Raw genomic sequence first — 23,022 nt, forward strand, 5'->3', positions numbered from 1 at the left:
GAGACGGCGTTTCGGCCTTCCCCTCACCCCCGAATCAGGTGGACCGTCGCGTCACCCGGCAGCGCTCTTCGCGCCCACGGTCGATCGCGCCCGCCGCCGCCAAGAGTTAAGACATGCCCAACAAGATGTTGATCGATGCCACCCACCCGGAAGAGACCCGGGTCGTCGTGGTCCGCGGCAACCGCGTCGAAGAGTTTGATTTCGAGACCGCGCAACGCAAGCAACTGCGCGGGAATATCTACCTCGCCAAGGTCACAAGGGTCGAACCCTCGCTTCAGGCCGCCTTCGTTGAATATGGCGGCAACCGCCACGGCTTCCTCGCCTTCAGCGAAATCCATCCCGACTACTACCAGATCCCGGTCGCTGACCGGCAGGCGCTGATCGAAGCCGAGGAACAGGCCCATCGCGAAGCCGAGGAAGAGAGCGAGAATCGCTCCCACGGCCGCCGCCGCTCGCGCCACCGCAACTCCCGCCGCCGTGGTCACGGCGAACGCGTCCGCAGCGACGTCGTCGAGGGTGCCGATCCCGCGGCCCAGCCGGTCGAGGGTCAGGCACTGCCGGAGCACGTCGACGGCGCTCCGCATGACGGCGAACACCTGCACGCCGACGCCGAACATCATGGCGAGCACGAAGGCCACGATCATCACGACCACGATCATCATGACCATGATCACGGGCATGACGATCATGAGCACGACGATCATCATCATGCCCATGATCATGACGACCATGGTCATGGCGATCATGGTCATGACCATGAGCACGACCATCATGACCATGATCATGCCGACGAGACGCCCATGCCTGTCGCGGCTATCGGCGCTGAGCCCGTCGTCGCGGCCGAGACGGTTGCCGAAACCTTTGAAACGCACGCCGAGGCTCTCGCCGAAGCCGTGACGTCCGCCGCCGCTGAACCTGCCGATGCAGTGTACGGCGAGAGCGCCGAAGCGCCGCATGCCGAGGCCACGGAAGCAGCCGGCGATGACGACGAGGACGAAGACGACGAGGACGCTGAAGAGGAAGTCGTCGAATCCGTCGGCGGTGACGACGTGCTCGAGGAAGTGCCGGAGCGCACCTTCCGTCCGCGCCGCCAGTACAAGATCCAGGAAGTCATCAAGCGCCGCCAGGTGATGCTGGTGCAGGTCGTCAAGGAGGAGCGCGGCAACAAGGGCGCGGCGCTGACGACTTATCTGTCGCTGGCCGGCCGTTATGCCGTGTTGATGCCAAACACCGCCCGCGGCGGCGGCATCAGCCGCAAGATCACCTCTGCCCAGGACCGTTCGCGTCTGAAGGAAGTGGTGCAGGATCTCGACGTGCCCGAGGGCATGGGCATCATCCTGCGTACCGCAGGCGCCGCCCGTACCAAGCCCGAGATCAAGCGCGACTTCGAGTACCTGATCCGGATGTGGGAGACGGTGCGCGACCTGACGCTGCAATCACAGGCCCCGACCCTGGTCTACGAGGAAGGCTCGCTGATCAAGCGCTCGCTGCGCGACCTCTACAACAAGGAGATCGACGAGATCCAGGTTGCCGGTGAAGCCGGCCACCGCGAAGCGCGCGACTTCATGAAGATGCTGATGCCCGCCAATGTCGGCGCGGTGAAGCAGTATCGCGACGGCCAGCCGCTGTTCTCGCGGATGGGTGTCGAAAGTCAGCTCGATGCGATGTTCTCGCCGACTGTCCAGCTACGCTCCGGCGGCTACATCGTGATCAACCAGACGGAAGCGCTGGTCTCGATCGACGTCAACTCCGGACGATCGACGCGCGAGCACCACATCGAGGACACCGCGCTCAAGACCAATCTGGAAGCGTCCGAAGAGGTCGCCCGCCAGCTTCGCCTGCGTGACCTCGCCGGCCTGATCGTCATCGACTTCATCGACATGGACGAGAAGCGCAACAACCGTGCGGTCGAGCGCAAGCTGTCCGATTGCCTGCGGCAGGATCGCGCGCGCATCCAGGTTGGACGCATCTCGCATTTCGGCCTCTTGGAGATGTCGCGCCAGCGCATCCGCGCCAGCATGCTGGAATCCTCGACCGATCCCTGCCCGCATTGCGGCGGCACCGGCCACCTCCGCTCGGTGTCGTCGGTCGCGCTGCAATTGCTGCGCGGGCTCGAAGAGATCCTGATGAAGGGCGCGACCCACAATCTCGTGGTCCGCACCCGCACCGACGTTGCACTCTATGTGCTGAACCACAAGCGCGGTCATCTGCGCGATCTCGAAAATGGCTTCAAGGTCGCGCTGTCTGTCATCGCCGACCCCAGCGTCAGCGGGCCGCAGGCCTACATCATCGACCGCGGCGAACCGGTGCATACGCTCGAAGCCGCCAAGGCGCTGCTCGCAGCACAAGCAGCTACAAGCCCGCCGCCGCTGGTCGACGAGACCTTTGACGACGAGGAATTCGATCCGGAGCTGGAATCCGAGGTCGAAACCGAAGAGACGGAAGGTCTCGCCGAGGAGCAGGCCGCAGGCGAAGCGGCCCCAGATCAGGACGGCCAGCGTGGCCGGAAGCGCCGCCGGCGTCGCCGCGGCCGCGGTGGCCCGCGCGAGGGTGAGCCTCGCGAGGACGGCGCTCCCGCTTCTCCGGAGGGAGCCGTGACGGCCGCCGAAGGCGATGAGGATACCGAGTCCGAACAGGACGGCGAGGAAGGCGAGGAGCAGGCCGCCCGTGGCGACCAGCAGGGCAGCAGCGATCGCCGCCGCCGGCGCGGTCGTAGGGGTGGGCGTCGTCGGCGCGGTGGCAGCGAGGACGGTCTCGCCGGCTCCATCGGCGACGAACTCGGCAGCAATCCGCCATCGGAAGCGACCGAGGCAGTGGCTGATTTCGATAACTCCGGCAGTGAGACGGCTCCGTCGATTGCTCATTCGGACCACATCGCCCCGGTTGAGCCCCAGACAACTGAGCCCGAGCTTCAGTTCCAGGCGCCAGTTGAAACACCGGTGCAGCCCGCGCCTTCTGCCGCTGTTGCTGAGGAAGAGGCCGCGTCCGACGACAAGGCGGCACGACGCCGCTCCACCGTCCGGGAAAAAGTGAGCTTCCTGTCTAGCGCTCCGCCGGAGCTTGCGGCGCCCGTCGCGTCAACGCCGGAGCCCGTTGCTCCGCCTGCGCCTGAACCAGTGCCGGAAGCAACCGACGAGACACCGGGCGCACCGCGTCGCGCCGGCTGGTGGTCACGCCGTTTCGGCGGCGGTGAATAGAACGAAATCCAGATGAAACCGCCCGGCAAAGCCGGGCGGTTTTGATTTGGCGAGGTCAGATCCAATGCAAAGCGCAATTGTTCTCGGCGGCGGCATGGTAGGTATCGGCGCCGCCTTGCATCTGCGGCAGCGCGGCTGGACTGTGACGCTCGTCGACCGCAGGGAGCCGGGGCGCGAGACCAGCTACGGCAATGCCGGGATGATCCAGGCGGAGGCGGTGCGGCCCTATCCGATGCCGCGTGATCTCGCCTCCCTCCTCAAGATCGCGACCGGCCGCACCAACGACGTGCGTTACAGCTTCTCGTCGCTTCATCGCCATGTCGAGCCCCTGCTCCGCTATTGGTGGCATTCGGCGCCGAAGCGGCATCGAGAAGCAATCGCCGCCTGGGCGCAGCTGATCGCCTATGCGACGCCCGAGCACGACATCCTCATCCGCGAAGCCCATGCCGACAATCTGATCCGCCGCGCCGGCTATCGCGTGCTGCATCGCGACCCCGCGTCTTTCGACGCCGCGATCAAGACCGCGGAAGAAGATCGTCGCGAGTTCGGCGTGAATTTTCGTGTGCTGTCGGGCAGCGAGCTGACCAAGGCCGAGCCGATTTTGCGCGACGACCTGCCCGGTGCGATCCATTGGCTCGACACATGGACCGTGTCCGATCCGGGCGCGCTGGTCACGGCCTATGCTGACCTGTTCCAGCGCCTCGGCGGCACCATCGTGCTCGGCGACGCGCAGTCGCTGCAGCAGACCGACACCGGTTGGTCAGTCAACACCGACAACGGACGCATCGATGCAGCCAACGCCGTCGTCACGCTCGGGCCGTGGTCGCCGGACCTCCTGCACAAGTTCGGTTATCGGATTCCGCTGGTGCGCAAGCGCGGCTACCACATGCATTACAGCGGCGGTGCCGCGCTCGATTTGCCGCTGGTCGACAAGGGCGGCGGCTATGCCATGGGCCCGATGGCCAAGGGCATTCGCATCACCACTGGCGCGGAGCTGACCGGACCGGATGCGCTGGCAACGCCCGTGCAGCTCGCCAGTGCCGAGGCCTCTGCGCGCGAACTGATCGATCTCGGCAAGCGCGCCGAACCGGAGCCATGGTTCGGTACCCGCCCCTGCACGCCCGATATGGTGCCGGTGCTCGGTCGCGCCCCGCGCCACCCCGGCCTTTGGATGAATTTCGGCCACGGTCATCAGGGATTTACGCTCGGTCCCGCCACCGGACGCCTGCTCGCGGAGATGATGAACGGCGAGACGCCGTCGATCGATCCGACGCCTTACCGGCCGGAGCGGTTTTAGCACTCCGCTTTCGCGGCAAGCACCGCGAGCGGGGCCGTCAGACGCATCAGCGGGTCATCGCCCACGATACCATCGCCCCCGACATCAGAGATGCCGGTTAAACGCGCGAGGCCGTCAATTCCGTCAGTCGATATGTGTGGCAAGGACTTTTCTGATGCGCTCGGCGTCCACCGGCGTCGCCGGATTGTAGACGACCATGCCGAGATCGGGCCGGCCGTCGACCGAGAAGGCCGAATATTCGAACGCGATCGGGCCCAGCACAGGATGACGCAGATGCTTGACGCCCTCGCCATAGGAGCGGACGTCGTTGTCAGCCCACAGCCGCGCGAAGTCGGGGCTGAGACGACAAAGCTCGTCGACCAACTCGGCGACATGCGAGACCGCGCCGGCGCGCGCCGCGTCGGCCCGGAACGCCGCGACCACGAAGCGGGCGACGCTCTCCCAATCATATTGCGCGGCGCGCACGCGCGGCTCGCAGAAGATCAGGCGCAGGATGTTGCGCCGTTCCGGTGCGAGTTTGGAATAGTCGGTCAGCACGAGCGTGGCCGCGCGATTCCAGGCGACGACATCCCAGGTCACCGTCCTGATGATGGCGGGACTCGTCTCCAGCGCGTCGAGCACGCGCTGAAGCCGTGGCGATACACTTTCACTTGCCTGGTAGCGGACCTCGGGCGGACGGCCGAGCCCGATCAGGAACAGATGCTCACGCTCGACGTCGGTCAGCATCAGCGCGACTGCGATGCGGTCGAGCACGTCGGCTGACGGCGCGCCGCCACGGCCTTGCTCCAGCCATGTGTACCAGGTCGGGCTGATGTTGGCCCGCTGCGCCACCTCCTCGCGCCGGAGCCCCGGCGTGCGTCTGCGGCTGCCGGCAAAGCCGAACGCCGCCGCGTCGAGCCGGGTGCGGCGGTCCTTCAGGTAGGTCCCGAGCAGGTTCTCGCTGGTGGCGTCGCTCATCCTGTTAGTTATTATACCCTGATATTGTCACTACTTTACCCGGATAAGTCTAACGCAGATGCTGCTCTCCACCAACACTGGAGAATTGCTCATGCGTGTCTTCGTCACTGGCGCCACCGGCTTTGTCGGCTCCGCCGTCGTTGCCGACCTGATCGCCGCCGGCCACAGCGTCACCGGCCTTGCCCGCTCGGACGCCGGCGCCGCATCGCTCGCCACGATGGGAGCCAAAGTCCATCGCGGCTCGCTGGAGGACCACGCCTCCTTGCGCAGCGGCGCGGCCGGCTCCGACGGCGTGCTCCATCTCGGCTTCAACCACGACTTTTCGAAATTCCTGGACAATTGCGAGCTCGACCGCCGCGCCATCCTTGCGCTCGGCGAGGAACTCAGGGGTTCCGAGCGTCCCCTCATCGTCACCTCCGGCGTGGCCTTGCTGGCGCCGGGGCGCCTCGCCACAGAAGACGACGAATCCGCGCACCGCTTTCCACGCGTGTCGGAATCCACAGCGCTGTCGCTGGACGGCGTCCGCGCCGCTGTGGTTCGTCTGCCGCCGACGACTCATGGCGAAGGCGACCACGGCTTCGTTCCGATCCTGATCAACCTCGCGCGCGAAAAAGGCGTGTCGGCCTATGTCGGCGACGGCAGCAACCGCTGGCCGGCCGCACATCGTCTGGACGCGGCACGTGTCTACCGGCTCGCCCTCGAGCAAGGCGCAACTGCGCCGCGCTATCATGCGATCGCCGAGGAAGGCGTGCCGTTCAAGGCGATTGCCGAGGTGATCGGCAAAAGGCTCGGCGTGCCCGTGGCCTCGAAATCGCAGGACGAAGCGGCCGACCATTTCGGCTGGTTCGCACAATTTGCCGGCGTCGACGTGCCGACATCGAGCGCGAAGACGCGCGCCCTGCTCGGCTGGGCGCCAAAGGAAATAGGGCTGATCGAGGATCTCGACCAGCCCTATTACTTCAAGTCCTGACGGCGCACGCCGTCAGATGCAGCTGGCAGATCAGTCCGTCGTGACAGCGGTTTCCATGTCCGTCGGGTCAATCTGCCGGCTCAGCAGCGCATTGAGCTTGTCACGATCGAGTTCGCCTTCCCACCAGGCGACGATCACGCACGCGACACCGTTGCCGCAAAGATTGGTCAGCGCGCGGCACTCGCTCATGAACTTGTCGATGCCGAGCACGATCGCCATGCCCGGCACGAGCCGCGGATCGACCACGGCCAGCGTCGCCGCCAGCGTGATGAAGCCCGCACCGGTGATGCCGGAAGCGCCCTTCGAGGTCAGCATCGCCACGACCAGGATCGTGAGCTGCTGGCCGAAGGTAAGATCGAAGCCGAGCGCCTGCGCGATAAACAGGGTTGCCAGCGTCATGTAGATGTTGGTGCCGTCGAGGTTGAACGAATACCCCGTAGGTACGACGAGACCCACCACCGATTTGGAGCAGCCGAGACGTTCCAGCTTCTCCATCAGGGACGGCAGCGCGCTTTCGGACGATGACGTGCCGAGCACGATCAGGAGTTCGTCCTTGATGTAGGCCAGGAACTTGAAGATCGAGAAGCCTGCGAAACGCGCGATGGTGCCGAGCACCACGATAATGAACAGCGCAGCGGTCAAATAGAACGTCGCGATCAGGCCCATCAGATTGAGGATTGCACCGGTGCCGAACTTGCCGATGGTGTAGGCCATCGCACCGAACGCGCCGAGCGGCGCGGCGCGCATCACGATGGAGATGACGCCGAACACCGCATGCGCTGCATCGTCGATGAAGCTGCGGATGACGTGGCCGCGCTCGCCGAGTCCCATGACGGCGAAGCCGAACAGCACCGAGAACAGCAGCACCTGCAGGATTTCGCCTGTCGCGAAGGCGCCGACCACGGTGTCAGGTATAATGTGCAGGATGAAGTCGACGCTCTTCTGGCCCTCGGCCTGCTTCGCGTAGGTGGCAACGGCTTGCGCGTTGGCGGCGGTATTGCCGAAGCCTGCGCCGGGCTTCACGACGTTGCCGATGATAAGGCCAATCACCAGCGCGAAGGTGGAGACGATCTCGAAGTAAAGCAGCGCCTTGACGCCGATCCGTCCGACCTTCTTGGCGTCCTGGATGTGGGCGATGCCGGAGACCACGGTGCAGAAGATGATCGGTGCGATCACCATCTTGATCAGCTTGATGAAGCCATCGCCGAGCGCCTTGACCCAGTCATTGGTGGCAATTGACGGCCAGAGCCAGCCGACGATTGCGCCGAGCACGATGGCAATCAGCACCTGGACGTAGAGAACTTTATACCACGGCTTGGCCGCGCTCGGTACGGCCGGCGCGCCGGCCATCGTTGTCGTTGTCATTGTTTCACTCCCCCTCAAAGCTTAGAGCCAGCCAAGATCAACTTGGCCGGCTCTGTCAATTGGAACAGCTTGGACGTGCGCGCTTTACCGGCGGTCGACGATGCGCCGTGCCGCCGGCATCAGCGCAGCCCCAAGTGCGTTCTTGATGACCGACGTCGCAATGAACGGCGTAACGCCGACCAGCCAGGCCTTGGTCACGCCAAGGCCGATGCCGTAAGCCAGCCAGCCGAAACCAGCGATGAAAATGACGACATGGCCGACAGCCATCGCGACAAACAACACCGCAACGTTGCGATCCCAGCCGCGCTCGGCGAGCCAGCCGGTGATGAAGGCAGCCAGCACGAAGCCGTAAAGGTAGCCGGCAGTCGGGCCGATCAGCGGTGCAATTCCACCGACCGGGCCGGCAAACACCGGCAGCCCCATCGCACCTTCGGCGAGATAGGCGATCATGGTTGCGCTGCCAAGGCGCCAGCCATAGGCCGCGCCGATCATCAGCACGACCAGGGTCTGCAACGTCATGGGCACGTAAGGCAGCGGCAGGTTCACCTTGGCCGACAGCGCCATCAGCGCGGTGCCGAGCGCGATCAGCACGAAGGCGCGTAGCGCGCCGACGGCTTCACCCGGGCGGATCGGCCACATCACTGCGGCGAGAGGAGAATGCGTGGCGGCGGACTGGACGGTTCGGTCAGACAAGATGCACTCCGGATGGCTGTTCGAAACTGGCGGCTATTTAAGCCAGTCAGCGATCCGGTCAACTGCCTCCCGCATCTCCGCGGCCGACCGCGCGTAGGAGAGTCGAATGAACGAGCGGCCATGGATCGGATCGAAATCGACGCCCGGTGTTGCCGCAACGTGGGCCTTCTCCAGCATCTGCTTGGCGAAGTCGAAACTGTCGGACGTGAAATCCGAAACGTCGGCGTAGAGGTAGAAGGCGCCGTCCGCCGGCAGGAACTTGCTGAGGCCCGCCTTGGGCAATCCCTCGATCAGAATGCGTCGATTTTCCTGGTAGCCGTGCTTGATCTCTTCCATCTCGGCCACACCGTCGAAGGCGGCCTCTGCGGCGATCTGCGATAGCGACGGCACCGAGATCGAGAGGTTCTGCTGTAGCCGCTCGATCGGGCGCACCAGGATGTCGGGCACGACCATCCAGCCGACGCGCCAGCCCGTCATGCAAAAATACTTGGAGAACGAGTTGATCACGAGTGCGTGCTTGGACAGCGCCGCCGCCGTCACTGCCGGAAAGGCATAATCGAGCCCGTGATAGATCTCATCGGAGATGAAGCGGATGCCGGCATCCTCGGCAGCCGCGATCAGGCCAGCGAGCGCCTCCCGGGTCATCATCGTTCCTGTCGGATTGGCGGGACTTCCGACCAGCACGCCCTTCAGCGGCGCCTTCCGATGAGCGGCCAGCAGCGCCTCGCCGGTCAGCGCGTGGCGGGTGTCGTTGGTGGTTTCGATCAGCACCGGCTCGCAGCCAAGCGCGGTGAGGATATGACGATACGGCGGATAGCCCGGCACCGTCACCGCGACGCGATCGCCGGGCTCGAACATCGACAGGAACGCCAGGATGAAGCCGCCAGAGGAGCCCGTGGTCACCACGACCCGCTCCGGGCTGACGTCACAGCCATAGACGTCGCGATAATGCCGCGCGATGCGCTCGCGCAGGCTGGGGATGCCGAGCGCGGAGGTATAGTCGATCCGCCCCGCTTCGAGCGCCGCATGGGCGGCCGCAATCGCCGTTCTGGGCGCGCCGGCCGCGGGCTGGCCGACCTCCATGTGAATGACATGACCGCCGGCCGCCTCGATCCGGGCCGCCGCAGCCATCACGTCCATCACCATGAACGGGGGAACATCACTGCGGCGGGAGGGCTCGAGCCACTGCCCCAACCGGTTCCTCAATGTCGCATCGTGCATCGATTTCTGCTATTTCGCTGGCGGGCCGGTCTTTCCGGTCCGAAAACGGGGCGCTTATGCCCCAGACTAGCCGCATTATACGGCTCATAAGGGCATATCGCGTATCCGGTCCGCCGCCAATCGCCAAAACCAATCACAAAAACTGCTTTCCAAGTCCGCTTGCAAAGCCCGTTTGATCCAGACCGTTTGATGTTGCTCCAGATCGCATTGCGCAAGAAAGCCTCTGCCCTCACCGCCCTCGTCACGGCGGCTGCGATCGCGCTGCTGCCGATCCCGGCGACGCAGGCGCAGGAAGGCCGAGGGCCGCCGGTTCTGCGCGACACCGAGACCGAGCAGCTGCTGCGCGAATATACCCGCCCGATCCTGCGGGTTGCCGGTCTGGAGAAGCAGAACATCCAGATGGTGATCATCAACGACAACTCGTTCAACGCGTTCGTCGCCGATGGCCGCCGCATCTTCGTCAATTACGGCGCGATCCTCCAGTCGGAGACGCCGAACCAGCTGATCGGCGTGCTCGCGCACGAGACCGGGCACCTCGCGGGCGGCCATCTGTCCAAGCTGCGCCAGCAGCTCGCCAATGCCCAGACCCAGATGATCATCGCCATGCTGCTTGGCGCCGGCGCACTCGTAGCGGGTGCGAGCCGCGGCTCCAGCAGTGGCAATAACGGGCTCGCCAATGCCGGCGCGGCCGCGATCGCCGGACCGCAGGAGATGATCCGCCGCTCGCTGTTGTCCTACCAGCGCCAGCAGGAGGAGAACGCCGACCGCGCCGGCGTGAAATTCCTGACCGCGACCCAGCAGTCGCCAAAGGGCATGTACGAGACCTTCAAGCGCTTCACCAGCGAGAGCCTGTTCGCGGCGCGCGGCGCCGATCCCTATCTCCAGTCGCACCCGATGCCCGCCGAGCGCGTCGCAGCGCTCCAGGAGTTCGCCAGCACCAGCCCCTATTGGGACAAGAAGGACGACCCCGCGCTCCAGCTCCGCCATGACATGGTGCGTGCCAAGATCTCCGCCTTCATGGAGCGGCCGGAGACGGTGTACCGCCGCTATCCCCTGACCAATGACAGCATGCCGGCGCGCTATGCCCGCGCCATCAGCACCTATCTGCACGGCGACTTACGCAGCGCGCTTGCCCAGATCGACGCGTTGATCGCGGTGCAGCCGAACAACCCGTACTTCTACGAGGTCCGCGGCCAGGCCCTGCTGGAAAGTGGCAAGCCGGCCGACGCGATCGCTCCCCTGCGCAAGGCTGTCGCACTCTCGAACAATTCACCCCTCATCGAGATGTTACTTGGGCAGGCTCTGGTTGGAACCGATAATAAGGCCTACACGGACGACGCCATTCGGATTCTCCGTGCCGCGGTGGCACGCGAGCCCGAGGCGCCAATCGGCTACACGCAGCTCGCGATGGCCTATGGCCGGAAGGGAGACTATGCCGAGGCGGATCTCGCCTCCGCCCAGGCCGCTTACTTACGCGGCGACAACAAGACCGCTCGCGAGCTCGCCACGCGCGCGAAGACCCGTTTCAGTATCGGCACGCCCGGATGGGTCAAGGCCGACGACATCGTGGCGTCGAAACCGCCGCGCAACTAGACCCAAGGCAACTGTCACTACAAGGCAACTATCACTACAAGGCAACCATAACTGCGCCTGATCACGACAACCGCCACTTTGACGTCACGACACTCCGATTAAGTCCGCCGGGACGTTTTTTCGAAACCTGCTCTGGATAAGAGGATTTGCCAATGCCTTCGCTGCGCCTGCTTGCTCCCGCGCTGTTTGCGCTCGCCATCTTCGGCGCAACGGGACCGGCTTCGGCCGACAGCTTCTCGGATGCCCAGCGCACCGACATCGAGGCTATCATCAAGAACTACCTCGTCAGCCATCCCGAGGTGCTCGAAGAGGCCATGACCGAGCTCAGCAAGCGCCAGGCCGCGGCCGAGACGGAGAAGCATGAATCCAGCATCGCGCAGAACTCGGACGCGATCTTCAACTCGCCGCGTCAGGTCGTGCTCGGCAACAAGGACGGCGACGTCACCTTCGTCGAGTTCTTCGATTACAATTGCGGCTACTGCAAGCGCGCGATGGGCGACATGCTCGACCTATTGAAGTCCGATCCCAAGCTCAAGATCGTGCTGAAGGAGTTTCCGGTGCTGAGCCAGGGTTCGGTCGAGGCCGCGCAGGTCGCTGTCGCCGTGCGCATGCAGGATCCCACCGGCAAGAAATATCTCGACTTCCACCAGAAGCTGCTCGGCGGCCGTGGCGCCGCCGACAAGGCGCGCGCCATGCAGGCAGCCAAGGAGGCCGGCCTCGACACCGCGAAGATCGAGAAGGACATCGCGAGCCCCGAGGTGCGCGCCACCATCGAGGAGAACTTCAAGCTCGCCGAGGCCATGGGCATGAACGGCACCCCGAGCTACGTGATCGGCAAGCAGATCGTCGTCGGCGCCGTCGGCCTCGACGGCCTCAAGGAAAAGATCGGCGTTGCCCGCTGCGGCAAAGCGACCTGCTGACCACGCTCCACAACGTTACGCATGCGACGAGGCCGGCTGAAAAGCCGGCCTTTTCCTTTCGCGTCAAACCTTGGCGCAATCCTGCAAACTCATTCATCTGGCGTTCAACAAACAAATACCGCGGAACAGCAGATGTTCCGGAACAAGTGACACCTCCTCCCGTTGTCGGCGCGGGCAATGACGCAAAAGAAACACGTGAGGAGAATTCAATGTCGAACCGCTTTATGATCTCGGTTGCCGCAATCGCACTGATCGCCGGTACCGGTCTGGCGAACGCACAAGGCACGATGAAGAACGACAACGGCGGCGCTGGCGCGCAGCCGATGCAGCACTCGCAGCCGGCAGGCGGTGCAGCCGAGCGCGGTGGCGCGATGGGCAAGGAAGCGGCTCCCGAGAAGGGCACCGTGGGTCAGGCCGGCGGCTCCATGAAGCCCGGCGAAGAGAAGTCCTCTGGCGCGATGGAAAAATCCGGCGGTATGGAGAAGTCCGGCGCGATGAACAAGAACGCGGCTGACGAGAAGGCTGGCGCGGCGAAGGGTGAGCACGCGCAGGACAAGTCAGTCCAGGACAAGTCGAAGAGCATGAGTTCGGACTCGTCGACCAAGTCCGGCAGCAAGGACATGAAGGCCGAGGACAACAAGGCCGGCGCCGCCAAGAGCAACAATGCCGAGAACCGTCCGGCTGCAACCGGCAGCAAGTCTCAGACCACGACCGGCAACGCCGCCACGTCGGCGACCGCTGCTCCGCCGGCCGAAAAGCGGAGCCAGATCTCTTCGGCAATCAAGTCCGAGAAGATTGAGGAGACGACCAACGTCAACTTCAACATTTCGGTCGGCACCGCCATCCCGGCGAGCGTCCATTTCCATCCGCTCCCGGCCCGGATTGTCGAAATCTATCCGGAATGGCGCGGCTATGACGTGATCTTCGTACACGGCCAGTACATCATCGTCCGTCCCCAGACGCGCGAGATCGTCTACATCATCGAAGGCTAAGCCGCCTCGCTGATGCCCAAATGAGCCCCTGCCGAGCGATCGGCAGGGGCTTTGGCCTGTTGGGCGGCCTCCCCCGTCCGCCCGGGCCGGCAGCCATGATTAGAACTGGTTAACAAGCAATTTCCGCGGCTTCCGCACAGGTTTTTGCACCCCGGATGAGGTGCCTGAACCCCCTTGGGAGGCCCTTCAAGGCTTCCCCTCACGCGCTTTGTTACCTATAACCCCCGCCACGCCGAAACACCTTGCCGGGACAGGAATGGCCGAGCCAGCAACCGACACGATCCTCGTTCTCAACGGGCCGAACCTCAACATGCTGGGGACCCGCGAGCCCGAGAAGTATGGCCATGCGACGCTGGCCGACGTCGAGGCGCTGTGCCGGGAGACGGCGGCGACCTTCGGCCTCAAGGCCGATTGCCGGCAGTCCAATCGCGAAGGCGAGCTGATCGACTTCATCCACGAGGCACACGCCCGCAAGATGAAGGGCATCATCATCAATGCCGGCGGCTATTCGCACACCTCGATCGCGCTGCACGACGCGCTGCTCGCGGTGCAGATCCCGACGGTCGAAGTGCACGTGACCAACATCCACGCCCGCGAGAGTTTCCGTCACCACTCCTACACCGCCCGCGCGGCCTTCGCCTCGCTCTGCGGCTTCGGTATCGAGGGCTACCGCCTCGCCATCCAGGGCCTTGCCGCCAAGGTCGGCATCAAGCCCGAAGCCTGACGCCCCCTCTTCCCACAGAACATTCGGATCAAACAACATGGCGCGCCAGCCAGACGACAAAGCAGCCGCAAAGTTTTCCAGTGAGGATTCCGCGCTCGTCCGCGAGCTCGCTTTGCTGCTCGATGAGACCAGCCTGACCGAGATCGAGATCGAACGCGCGGGCCTGCGCCTGCGCGTCGCCCGCAACATCAGCGTCGCCGCGACCATGCCGGTCGCGGTCGCACATGCTGCGCCCGCGCTTGTCGCTGCACCTGCCGCAGCACCCGCGGCCGCCGCGGCGGACTTGTCGAAGCATCCGGGCGCCCTGACCTCGCCGATGGTCGGCACCGCCTATTGGTCGCCGGAGCCCGGCGCCAAGCCGTTCGTCGAGGTCGGTTCGAAGGTCACGGTCGGCCAGACCCTGCTGATCATCGAAGCGATGAAGACCATGAACCAGATCCCCTCGACGCGCGCCGGCACGGTGACCCAGATCCTCGTCGAGGACGGCCAGCCGGTCGAGTTCGGCGAGCCGCTGGTCATTATTGAATAAGCGAGCGGCGAATGGCGAATAGCGAATGGTCGCCATCCTGCCATTTGCCATTCGCTACTCCCTATTCGCCCCCTGAGGCACCATGTTCGACAAGATCCTCATAGCCAATCGCGGCGAGATCGCCCTTCGCATCCTGCGGGCCTGCAAAGAGCTCGGGATCGCGACCGTCGCCGTGCACTCCACCGCCGACGCCGACGCCATGCATGTGCGCCTGTCGGACGAGAGCGTCTGCATCGGGCCCCCGCCGTCGAAGGACAGCTATCTCAACGTGCCCGCGCTGCTGGCGGCCTGCGAGATCACCGGCGCCGACGCCGTGCATCCCGGCTACGGCTTCCTGTCGGAGAACGCGCGCTTCGCCGAGATCCTCAGCGAGCACAACCTGCAATTCATCGGTCCCAAGGCCGAGCACATCCGCCTGATGGGCGACAAGATCGAGGCCAAGAAGACCGCCAGGAAACTCGGCATTCCCGTGGTGCCCGGCTCCGACGGCGCAGTGGGCCCCGGCGACGACGCTCTGGCGATCGCCAGGACGATCGGCTTTCCCGTGCTGGTGAAGGCGGCTGCGGGCGGCGGCGGTCGCGGCATGAAGGTCGCGCAGAGCGAGGCCGATCTTCAGGTGGCGCTGTCGACGGCTGCCAATGAAGCGAAGTCCGCTTTCGGCGACGCCTCCGTCTATCTCGAAAAATACCTCCAGAAACCACGCCACATCGAGATCCAGATTCTCGGCGACGGGCGCGGTGGCGCGATCCATCTCGGCGAGCGCGACTGTTCGCTGCAGCGCCGGCACCAGAAGGTCTGGGAGGAAGGTCCCTCGCCCGTGCTGGCCGCGGCTGCGCGCGCCAAAATCGGCGAAACCTGCGCCAAGGCGATGCGCGAGATGAAGTATCTCGGCGTCGGCACCATCGAGTTCCTGTTCGAGGACGGCGAGTTCTATTTCATCGAGATGAACACGCGCATCCAGGTCGAGCATCCCGTCACCGAGAGCATCACCGATATCGACCTCGTGCTGGAGCAGATCCGGATCGCCGCTGGCGGCGATCTGCCGGCCAAGCAGAGCGAGGTCCAGATCATCGGCCACGCGATCGAGTGCCGCATCAACGCGGAGAACCCGCAGACCTTCCGCCCCTCGCCGGGCCGCATCACGCAGTATCATCCGCCCGGCGGCCTCGGCGTCCGGATCGATTCCGCAGTCTATCAGGGCTACACGATCCCGCCCTATTACGATTCCCTGGTCGGCAAGCTGATCGTCCACGGCAAGACCCGTGCCGAATGCCTGATGCGGTTGCGCCGGGCGCTGGACGAGATGGTGGTCGAAGGCATCGAGACCACGTTGCCGCTATTCCGTGACCTGGTTCGTCAGGACGACATCATCAATGGCGACTATCACATCCATTGGCTGGAACAGTATCTCGCGGGCAAGCCGGAACCGGCCGCGAAATAATCTTCTCTCATGGAACCCTTTGGCCCCAATCGCATTATGGACGATTGGGGACAGTTCCAAGGGGGCGTTTTGAACTCCGCTACACGTAACAAAGCGAGACCGGCGTGACGGCTGGGGAACAGCGACGGCGCGCATTTTGGCAGATCCTGCTGCTTGCGGCAGGACTTCTCGTGCTGACCGTGATCAGCGCGGGGTCCGTCTATCTCGTCAACGAGGCCCGCGAGGACAGCAAATGGGTGGTTCACACCCTCGAGGTGGAGAACCAGATCAATGCTCTGCTGCTCGAAGTCCGTCGCGCCGAGAGCGCCCTGCGCGGCTATCTCCTGACGCTGGGGCCGGAATTCCAGGGCGACCACGAGAAGGCCGTTGCCGCAATCATTCCTGCACTTGGCCGGGTCACGCGCCTCACCGGCGACAATCCCGCACAGCGCGATAGCATCGAGAAACTGAGCGCGGCGATCAAGACGCGCCTCGGTCAATTCGCGCGCGAGATCGACCTCGTCCGGCAGGGCCAGCCGGCCCAGGCCGCTACGCTGGCTCGCGAGACGGCCGCCGGCGACACGACCGCCACGATCGGCAGCATCGCGAGCGCAATGATCGTCGAGGAGGAGCGATTGTTCCGGCTCCGCTCGGCGAATGCCGATCGCAGCCAGACGCTCGCTGCGTCGATGACCGGCATCGGCTCGGGTCTCGTCGTGTTGCTCGCTTTGATCTCGCTCTGGCTTGTGCGGCGTTCTGCCCGCGCCCGCGACGACGCCGAAAGCCGGCTGCGCGACGCCAATCTCAACCTGGAGGCCACTGTCGACGAGCGCACGGCAGACCTGCGCGAAGCCAACGACGAGATCCAGCGCTTTGCCTATATCGTCAGCCATGACCTGCGCTCGCCGCTGGTCAACATCATGGGCTTCACCAGCGAGCTCGAAGAATTGGGCAAGGACATCTTTCGGCGGATCGGAGGGCTCACGGGCGTGCCGGCAGGCGGTCCGCCCGTCGATGTCGCGGACATTCCGCTCGACGGCCCCGACAAGCAGATGTCGGCGGATTTTTCCGAAGCGCTCGGCTTCATCAAATCCTCGATCGCCCGGATGGACCGGCTGATCTCGGCGATCCTCAACCTCACCCGTGAGGGCCGGCGCGAGTTCCAGCCGAAGAAGATCGACACGCGCGATTTCGTCGAGACCATCGTATCGTCGCTGGCGCACCAGGCCGCCGAAGCGCAGGCCGAAATCCACATCGAGCCGCTGCCCAATATCGTCAGCGACCGCCTTGCGCTGGAGCAGATTTTTTCCAATCTGATCGACAACGCGATTAAATATCTGAAAAGCGGGGTGCCCGGCGAGATCAGAATTCGCGGGCGCACCAAGCTCGGCTACGCTATCTTCGAAATCAGCGATAACGGCCGTGGCATCGATCCGAAGGACCACCAGCGGATTTTCGACCTGTTCCGCCGTGCGGGAACCCAGGACAAGCCCGGTCAGGGCATCGGTCTTGCGCATGTGCGTGCACTTGTGCGCCGCCTCGGCGGCACGATGTCCGTATCGTCGGAACTGAACGCCGGCAGCACCTTCACGATCACGCTGCCCATCGCCTGGAACGCCAGCAACCGGAACGCCGACACATGACGCTGCCCGTGACCATCATCATGATCGAGGACGACGAGGGACACGCCCGGCTGATCGAGCGCAACATCCGTCGTTCGGGGGTGAACAACGAGATCATCTCGTTCGCCAATGGCACCGAGGCGATGAAGCATTTGTTCGGCGCCGACGGCAGCGGCCTTAATCAGAAAGGCAAAGCGCTTCTGATCCTGCTCGACCTCAATTTGCCCGACATGAGCGGGATCGATATCCTGAAGCAAATCAAGGAAAACAAATATCTCAAGGCCTCGCCCGTGGTGGTGCTTACCACGACCGACGACAGCCAGGAGATCAAGCGCTGCTACGAGTTCGGCTGCAACGTCTACATCACGAAGCCCGTCAATTACGAGAATTTCGCCAATGCCATCCGGCAGCTCGGCCTGTTCTTCTCGGTCATCCAGGTCCCGCCCGCCGCCTCATGACCCAGCACACGCCAACACTGCTCTATATCGATGATGACGCAGGACTTGCGCGCCTGGTCGATCGCGGCCTGACGCGGCGCGGCTACAAGGTCATTCACGCCGCAAGCGGCGAGGAAGGCCTTGAGCGCATCCGCAGCGCCAGCAGCCAGGGCTGCATCGATGTCGTGGCGCTCGACCAGTACATGCCGGGTCTCGACGGGCTCGAGACGCTCGAGCAGATCATGGCGATCCCGGACGCCCCGCCGGTGGTGTTCGTCACGGCCTCGCAGGATTCCAGCATCGCCGTCACCGCGCTGAAGGCAGGCGCGGCCGACTATCTGGTCAAGGACGTCAAGGGCGACTTCATCCCGTTGCTGCATGTCGCGGCCGAAGGCGCGCTGCGCCAGGCCGAGGTGCAGCGCGCGCGCGAGGAAGCCGAGGCGGAGATCCATGCCTCGCGCGACCGCTACGCCGCGCTTGCCGCCGAGCGCGAGCTGCTGCTGCGCGAGGTCAATCACCGCGTCGGCAATTCGCTCCAGATCATTGCTTCGCTTCTGCATCTGCAGGCGAGCTCCGCCGCACAGGAAGAGGTCAAGGCCGCACTGACCAACGCGATGGGCCGTGTCGCCGCCGTCGCCCAGGTGCACCGCCGCCTCTACACCTCGCAGGACCTGAAGAGCGTCGTGCTCAACCAGTATCTTGACTCCCTGCTCGAGGATCTCAGGCGCTCCGCCGAAGGCAACCGGATGTCGCGCCTGACGGTGAAGGCCGAGCCGATCGAGATCGACCCGGACCGCGCGGTCGCCGTCGGCATCATCGTCAACGAGCTGGTGATGAACGCGGTGAAATACGCCTATCCGGATGGCGCCGGCCCCATTCATGTCGAGCTGACATCGCAGGGCGAGGATCTCCTGCTGTCGATCACCGACAACGGCGTCGGCGACGCCGTCAAGGCCGATCCGCGCTCCACCGGCATGGGCCAACGCATCGTCGCGGCCATGGCGACCAAGCTCGATGCCACCGTCGAGCGCGATCCCGCGCATTCCGGAACTCGCATCATCCTGCGGTTCCCACGCACCGCCGCCGTATCAGGTAAGGCGAACAGCGCGGCGGCGGGCTGAGCGTTCGCATCCGGAATTGCCCCCCATCGCACGCGCGTCGCGATCCTGCTATGATCGGTCGCTATGACTTCGCGCGACTCTGCCTCGTCTGAAATCACGCCGGCCGTGCTGCTGCGCGCCTATGCCTGCGGCATCTTTCCGATGGCCGAGAGCGCCGACGACCCGACGCTGTTCTGGGTCGAGCCGGAAATGCGCGGCGTCATTCCGCTCGAAGGTTTTCGCCTCACGTCGCGGCTTGCGCGTACCGTGCGCTCGGATGCGTTTCGCGTCACAGTCAACACCGCGTTCAAGGCGACGATCGCCGGCTGCGCCGCGCCGCAGGCCGGACGCGAGGACACCTGGATCAACAAGCGCATCCGCGACCTCTATGGCGGGCTCTACGAGCTCGGTCATTGCCACAGCGTCGAGGCCTGGCAGGGCGACGACCTGGTCGGCGGCCTCTACGGCGTAAGCCTGGGGCGCGCCTTTTTCGGCGAGAGCATGTTTCACACCGCGCGCGACGCCTCGAAGGTCGCGCTGGTGCATCTGGTCGCGCGTCTCATCCATGGCGGCTTCGAACTGCTCGACACGCAATATGTCACCGAGCATCTCAAGAGCTTTGGTGCGGCGGAGATCTCGCGGCGGCGCTACACCGGCCTGCTCGACAAGGCACTCGCCGGCGAGCCCGGCGATTTCCTGAGACTGTCTACCGGTGACGCGATCCCGGGCGCGCGCGCGCTCGAGATCATCGCCTCACGGCAATAGGGCCTAGCGGCCAAATCCGGGGATACCGAACAGACCCGGCCGCTGTTCCGGCGGCGGAGGTGGCGGTGGCGCCGGCTGTTGCTGCTGGATCGGCGGCAGAGGCTGCGGCGGACGCTGCACGGCCTGCCTGGGTGCGGCCTTCTTTTGCGCCGCAGGCGGCGGTGGCGGCGCAGGCTTGGTCGCGGGATCGGGTGCGGCAGTCGCGATGGTCTGTTGCGGCTCTTTGCAGTCGGTGAGCCAGATGTCGTAAATCGGGTGCTCGACGCCGTGCAGGCCCGGGCTCGCCGCATACATCCAGCCGGAGAAGATCCGCTTCACCTCGCCCTGCAAGGTGATCTCGTCGACCTCGACGAAGGCGTCGGTGTTGGCGGCTTCCGTCGCGGGCCGCGTGTAGCAGGCGTCGGTCTTCACCCGCAGCGCGCCGAACTGCACGGTCTCGCCGATCTCCTCGTCGAAATTGATGATGCGCCCGGTGATCTTGTCGAGGCCGGAGAAGGTCGCCTTCTTGTTCACGATCTTCTGGGCCGGCGGCTCGGTGACGACCTCGTCGCCCGGCTGAAGGCTCGCAGGCGCCTGCGGCACGGAGCCCTGCTGGGGTCCGCCCTTCTGCTGCGGCTGACGCTGGCCAGGCGCTCCCGGAGGCGCAATCGCGACGGGGGGCTGATTCTGCGGAGCGATGGTGGTGCCCGGCGGCGGCGCCAGCGGCTGGGTCTCGACCGGCCCGGGCATGGCATTGCCTTGGCGTGGCATCGGGCGCGACGGCAGCACGCGGCCCTGCGGCGGCAGCTCGGGCACCTCTTCGTCGTCGTCGGGGGTGGGCTGCGGTTGCGGCTGTCCGCCGCGGGGGATCGTCCCCGGCGGCCGCAGCGGCGGTGGATCGGAGAAGATCGTGCCGATCTGCGCCTGCGCAGGCGTCGCCACCGTCAAAGCGGTAGCGGCCAAAAGCGCCGCAAGACCTGTCAGAGTAATGGTTCGAAACATATCTCGCGCGGCTTCAACAGCGAATCGGGCTTGTTGGACATTCTACAGGGCATACCGCCGCTCGCAGGCCACCCGGTTAACACGGCGAATACGGCGGGGAAAGGGCGGCAGCATTCCTACCCTGCCCGGCGCCGGCGTGACAGGCCGGCGCCCGGATGGGATAGTCGGGGGCCTCCTCCCGGGGCCGAAGCGGGCATCGCCCCCTGAAAATCACTCCAACGACAACCAGAACCTCAAGGGTCGCTCCCCCATGCCCGTCGTGCTCGATCCCGATGCTGCCGCCGTCTACAAGGCCTTCCAGGAGGCCGGCCGCCCCGCCTATGAAACGCTGACCGCACCGGAAGCGCGCGCCTATTACCTCCAGGGCCGCGTTGCCACCAATCCCGAACCGCCGGAACTGGCGAACGTCGCATCGCTGTCGATCCCGGCGCCGCACGGGGCAATCCCCGCCCGCATCTATGTACCGAAGCAGCCGCGCCTCCAAAATGGCCTGGCGCCCGCGCTGGTGTTTTTTCATGGCGGCGGCTGGGTGATCGGCGATCTCGACAGCCACGACGTCGTCTGCCGGCAGCTGGCCGATGCCGGCACCCTGATCGTGGTCGCGGTCGATTACCGCCTCGCGCCCGAGCACAAATTTCCCGCCGCTATCGACGACGCGGTCGCCGCCACCAAATGGATCGACGCGAATGCGCGCGAACTCGGCATCGACGCCGCGCGCCTCTCGATCGGCGGCGACAGCGCCGGCGGCAATCTGGCGGCGGTCGTTGCCCTCGCCGCGCGCGACGGCAACGGCCCGAAGCTCGCAGGTCAGGTGCTGATCTATCCCGCCGTCGATTTCGCCATGACCCACGGGTCGCACAGCGAGCCCGAAACCAGCGTGCTGTTGACACACAGCGTGATCCGCTGGTTCCGCGACCACTATCTCAATGGCACGACCGACATCCACGACTGGCGCGCCTCGCCCGCGCGCGCGGAAAGTCTTGGCGGACTGCCGCCAACCTATGTGCTCACGGCCGGTGCCGATCCCTTGCGCGACGAGGGCGACGAATACGCTGCGCGCCTCAAGCAGTCCGGCGTGCCCGTCACGTACAAGCACTTCCCGGGTCAATTCCACGGCTTCCTCACCATGGGCAAATTGCTGCAACAGGCCAATGTCGCCGTGAACGAGATCGGCGCATGGCTGAAACAGTTGGGCTGAGAACGCCATCATCCGAATGTCATCTGCACTCAAAACTGTCTTCGCCCTTCCGCTGCGCGGCCTGACCTGGCTTGGCGGCCAGGGCACGCGTGCGGTGGCAGCCGTCGTGTTCATTGCGGCCGCCGTGCCGCCGCTCGGCGCTTTGCTGCGTCCCTACGTCACCGAGGCGATCCTCGTTCTGCTCTGCATCTCCTTCATGCGGGTCGACCTGACGGCGCTGTACGGCCATCTGCGCCGGCCGGCGCTGGTGGCGACCGCCACGGGCTGGACCACGATCGGCGTGCCGCTGATCGTCGGACTGATCGCGCACGCGACCGGACTCACGGAGCGCGCGCCCGGCCTGTCGCTCGCGCTGATGCTCCAGAGCATGGCCTCGCCGATGATGGCCTCTCCGGCGTTGGCCGCGCTGATGGGCCTCGATGCCACGCTCGTGCTGGTCACGCTGGTGAGCGCAACCGCGATCGTGCCCTTCACCGCGTCGCTGTTCGCGAGCCTGTTCCTCGGCGACATGCTGAGCATCTCGCCGCTCACGCTCGGGCTGAAGCTGCTTGGCATCCTGGCAGCGTCGCTGCTTGCGGCAACCGCCATCCGCTGGATCTTCGGCGCTGAGGCGATCCAGCGTCATAAGCAGCCGATCGACGGCTTCAACATCATCATCCTGTTGATCTTCGCGTCCGCTATCATGGGCGATGTCGTGAGCGATCTGGTGGCGTAGCCGGTTTTCACGATCAGCCTCGCGCTCTTGTCCTTCGCGATCTATTTTACGCTGCTCGCCGTCACGACCTTGCTGTTCCGCCGCATCGGCTATCAACGCGCACTGGCGCTCGGGCTGATGGTGTCACAACGCAATCTCGGCCTGATGCTGGCCGCGACCGCCGGCGCGCTGCCGCCCACCACCTGGCTCTATTTCGCGATGACGCAGTTTCCGATCCATCTTTCGCCGTATCTGCTGACGCCGATCGCACGGCGGCTGACGGCAAGGGCGGGCAAATCCGGCGCGGTGGCTGCAGATAGCGCGACCTAAAGCCTGCCCGGTGGACC

General features: G+C 65.0%; 18 protein-coding genes and 2 pseudogenes. 15 read left to right on the forward strand and 5 right to left on the reverse strand.

Annotation, left to right across the window (positions count from 1 at the left end):
* The first annotated feature begins 113 nt into the window (after nt 1-113).
* Together ABIA96_RS08300 and ABIA96_RS08305 are read left to right on the forward strand one after the other, a co-directional pair.
* Nucleotides 114-3,197 (forward strand): Rne/Rng family ribonuclease, encoded by a 3,084-nt coding sequence (locus ABIA96_RS08300; protein WP_354136558.1) that lies wholly within the window; start codon nt 114-116, stop codon nt 3,195-3,197.
* A gap of 64 nt (nt 3,198-3,261) precedes the next feature.
* A complete protein-coding gene (locus tag ABIA96_RS08305) occupies nt 3,262-4,494 on the forward strand; it encodes an NAD(P)/FAD-dependent oxidoreductase (protein ID WP_354136559.1) in 1,233 nt (410 codons plus the stop codon).
* 123 nt (nt 4,495-4,617) lie between these two features.
* Here ABIA96_RS08305 and ABIA96_RS08310 read toward each other — a convergent pair whose 3' ends face one another.
* Nucleotides 4,618-5,451, reverse strand: a complete 834-nt coding sequence (locus ABIA96_RS08310) for a helix-turn-helix transcriptional regulator (RefSeq protein ID WP_354136560.1) — start codon at nt 5,449-5,451, stop codon at nt 4,618-4,620.
* A 91-nt stretch (nt 5,452-5,542) separates the two neighbouring features.
* Here ABIA96_RS08310 and ABIA96_RS08315 point away from each other — a divergent pair, with 91 nt between their 5' ends.
* Nucleotides 5,543-6,421, forward strand: a complete 879-nt coding sequence (locus tag ABIA96_RS08315; protein WP_354136561.1) for an SDR family oxidoreductase — start codon at nt 5,543-5,545, stop codon at nt 6,419-6,421.
* Between the two features lie 30 nt (nt 6,422-6,451).
* Here ABIA96_RS08315 and ABIA96_RS08320 read toward each other — a convergent pair whose 3' ends face one another.
* From ABIA96_RS08320 to ABIA96_RS08330, 3 genes are all read right to left on the reverse strand, one after another.
* Entirely contained in the window at nt 6,452-7,786 is a 1,335-nt protein-coding gene (locus ABIA96_RS08320) for a dicarboxylate/amino acid:cation symporter (protein WP_354136562.1), read from the reverse strand.
* A gap of 84 nt (nt 7,787-7,870) precedes the next feature.
* A complete protein-coding gene (locus ABIA96_RS08325) occupies nt 7,871-8,425 on the reverse strand; it encodes a biotin transporter BioY (RefSeq protein WP_354137113.1) in 555 nt (184 codons plus the stop codon).
* Nucleotides 8,426-8,512: 87 nt separating this feature from the next.
* Nucleotides 8,513-9,700 carry a pyridoxal phosphate-dependent aminotransferase gene (locus tag ABIA96_RS08330; protein ID WP_354136563.1) on the reverse strand — a complete coding sequence of 396 codons (1,188 nt, stop codon included), beginning with the start codon at nt 9,698-9,700 and terminating at the stop codon, nt 8,513-8,515.
* A 189-nt stretch (nt 9,701-9,889) separates the two neighbouring features.
* Here ABIA96_RS08330 and ABIA96_RS08335 point away from each other — a divergent pair, with 189 nt between their 5' ends.
* The 10 genes from ABIA96_RS08335 (at nt 9,890) to aat (ending at nt 19,802) form a co-directional block, all read left to right on the forward strand.
* The gene (locus ABIA96_RS08335) at nt 9,890-11,293 is read left to right on the forward strand and encodes a M48 family metalloprotease (RefSeq protein WP_354136564.1); all 1,404 of its coding nucleotides are present in this window, start codon (nt 9,890-9,892) and stop codon (nt 11,291-11,293) included.
* Nucleotides 11,294-11,445: 152 nt separating this feature from the next.
* Nucleotides 11,446-12,213, forward strand: a complete 768-nt coding sequence (locus tag ABIA96_RS08340) for a DsbA family protein (RefSeq protein ID WP_354136565.1) — start codon at nt 11,446-11,448, stop codon at nt 12,211-12,213.
* 209 nt (nt 12,214-12,422) lie between these two features.
* On the forward strand, nt 12,423-13,205 hold the full coding sequence (locus tag ABIA96_RS08345; protein ID WP_354136566.1) for a DUF1236 domain-containing protein: 783 nt from the start codon (nt 12,423-12,425) through the stop codon (nt 13,203-13,205).
* 256 nt (nt 13,206-13,461) lie between these two features.
* Complete coding sequence (gene aroQ, locus ABIA96_RS08350) at nt 13,462-13,929, forward strand: type II 3-dehydroquinate dehydratase (protein WP_354136567.1); 468 nt, start codon at nt 13,462-13,464, stop codon at nt 13,927-13,929.
* Between the two features lie 37 nt (nt 13,930-13,966).
* Nucleotides 13,967-14,458: an acetyl-CoA carboxylase biotin carboxyl carrier protein gene (gene accB / locus ABIA96_RS08355; RefSeq protein ID WP_354136568.1), complete on the forward strand. Its 492-nt coding sequence runs from the start codon at nt 13,967-13,969 to the stop codon at nt 14,456-14,458.
* Nucleotides 14,459-14,540: 82 nt separating this feature from the next.
* On the forward strand, nt 14,541-15,899 hold the full coding sequence (gene accC / locus ABIA96_RS08360) for an acetyl-CoA carboxylase biotin carboxylase subunit (RefSeq protein WP_354136569.1): 1,359 nt from the start codon (nt 14,541-14,543) through the stop codon (nt 15,897-15,899).
* Between the two features lie 104 nt (nt 15,900-16,003).
* The gene (locus ABIA96_RS08365; protein ID WP_354136570.1) at nt 16,004-17,521 is read left to right on the forward strand and encodes a sensor histidine kinase; all 1,518 of its coding nucleotides are present in this window, start codon (nt 16,004-16,006) and stop codon (nt 17,519-17,521) included.
* On the forward strand, nt 17,518-17,958 hold the full coding sequence (locus tag ABIA96_RS08370) for a response regulator (RefSeq protein ID WP_354136571.1): 441 nt from the start codon (nt 17,518-17,520) through the stop codon (nt 17,956-17,958). The genes ABIA96_RS08365 and ABIA96_RS08370 overlap by 4 nt, the downstream gene beginning before the upstream one ends.
* A complete protein-coding gene (locus tag ABIA96_RS08375) occupies nt 17,955-19,058 on the forward strand; it encodes a sensor histidine kinase (RefSeq protein WP_354136572.1) in 1,104 nt (367 codons plus the stop codon). The genes ABIA96_RS08370 and ABIA96_RS08375 overlap by 4 nt, the downstream gene beginning before the upstream one ends.
* Before the next feature lie 63 nt (nt 19,059-19,121).
* On the forward strand, nt 19,122-19,802 hold the full coding sequence (gene aat / locus ABIA96_RS08380) for a leucyl/phenylalanyl-tRNA--protein transferase (protein ID WP_354136573.1): 681 nt from the start codon (nt 19,122-19,124) through the stop codon (nt 19,800-19,802).
* Between the two features lie 3 nt (nt 19,803-19,805).
* On the opposite strand, the pseudogene ABIA96_RS08385 reads toward aat, so the two are convergent.
* Nucleotides 19,806-20,824 (reverse strand): annotated as a pseudogene (locus ABIA96_RS08385) (DUF2155 domain-containing protein).
* A 209-nt stretch (nt 20,825-21,033) separates the two neighbouring features.
* Between ABIA96_RS08385 and lipP1 the strand changes: the two are divergent.
* Together lipP1 and ABIA96_RS08395 are read left to right on the forward strand one after the other, a co-directional pair.
* Nucleotides 21,034-21,981 carry a LipP1 family hormone-sensitive lipase gene (lipP1, locus tag ABIA96_RS08390; RefSeq protein WP_354136574.1) on the forward strand — a complete coding sequence of 316 codons (948 nt, stop codon included), beginning with the start codon at nt 21,034-21,036 and terminating at the stop codon, nt 21,979-21,981.
* Nucleotides 21,982-21,997: 16 nt separating this feature from the next.
* Nucleotides 21,998-23,005 (forward strand): annotated as a pseudogene (locus tag ABIA96_RS08395) (Na+-dependent transporter).
* Nucleotides 23,006-23,022 lie beyond the last annotated feature (17 nt).

This window comes from Bradyrhizobium sp. LB11.1, from assembly GCF_040549385.1.
Taxonomy (GTDB): Bacteria; Pseudomonadota; Alphaproteobacteria; order Rhizobiales; family Xanthobacteraceae; genus Bradyrhizobium.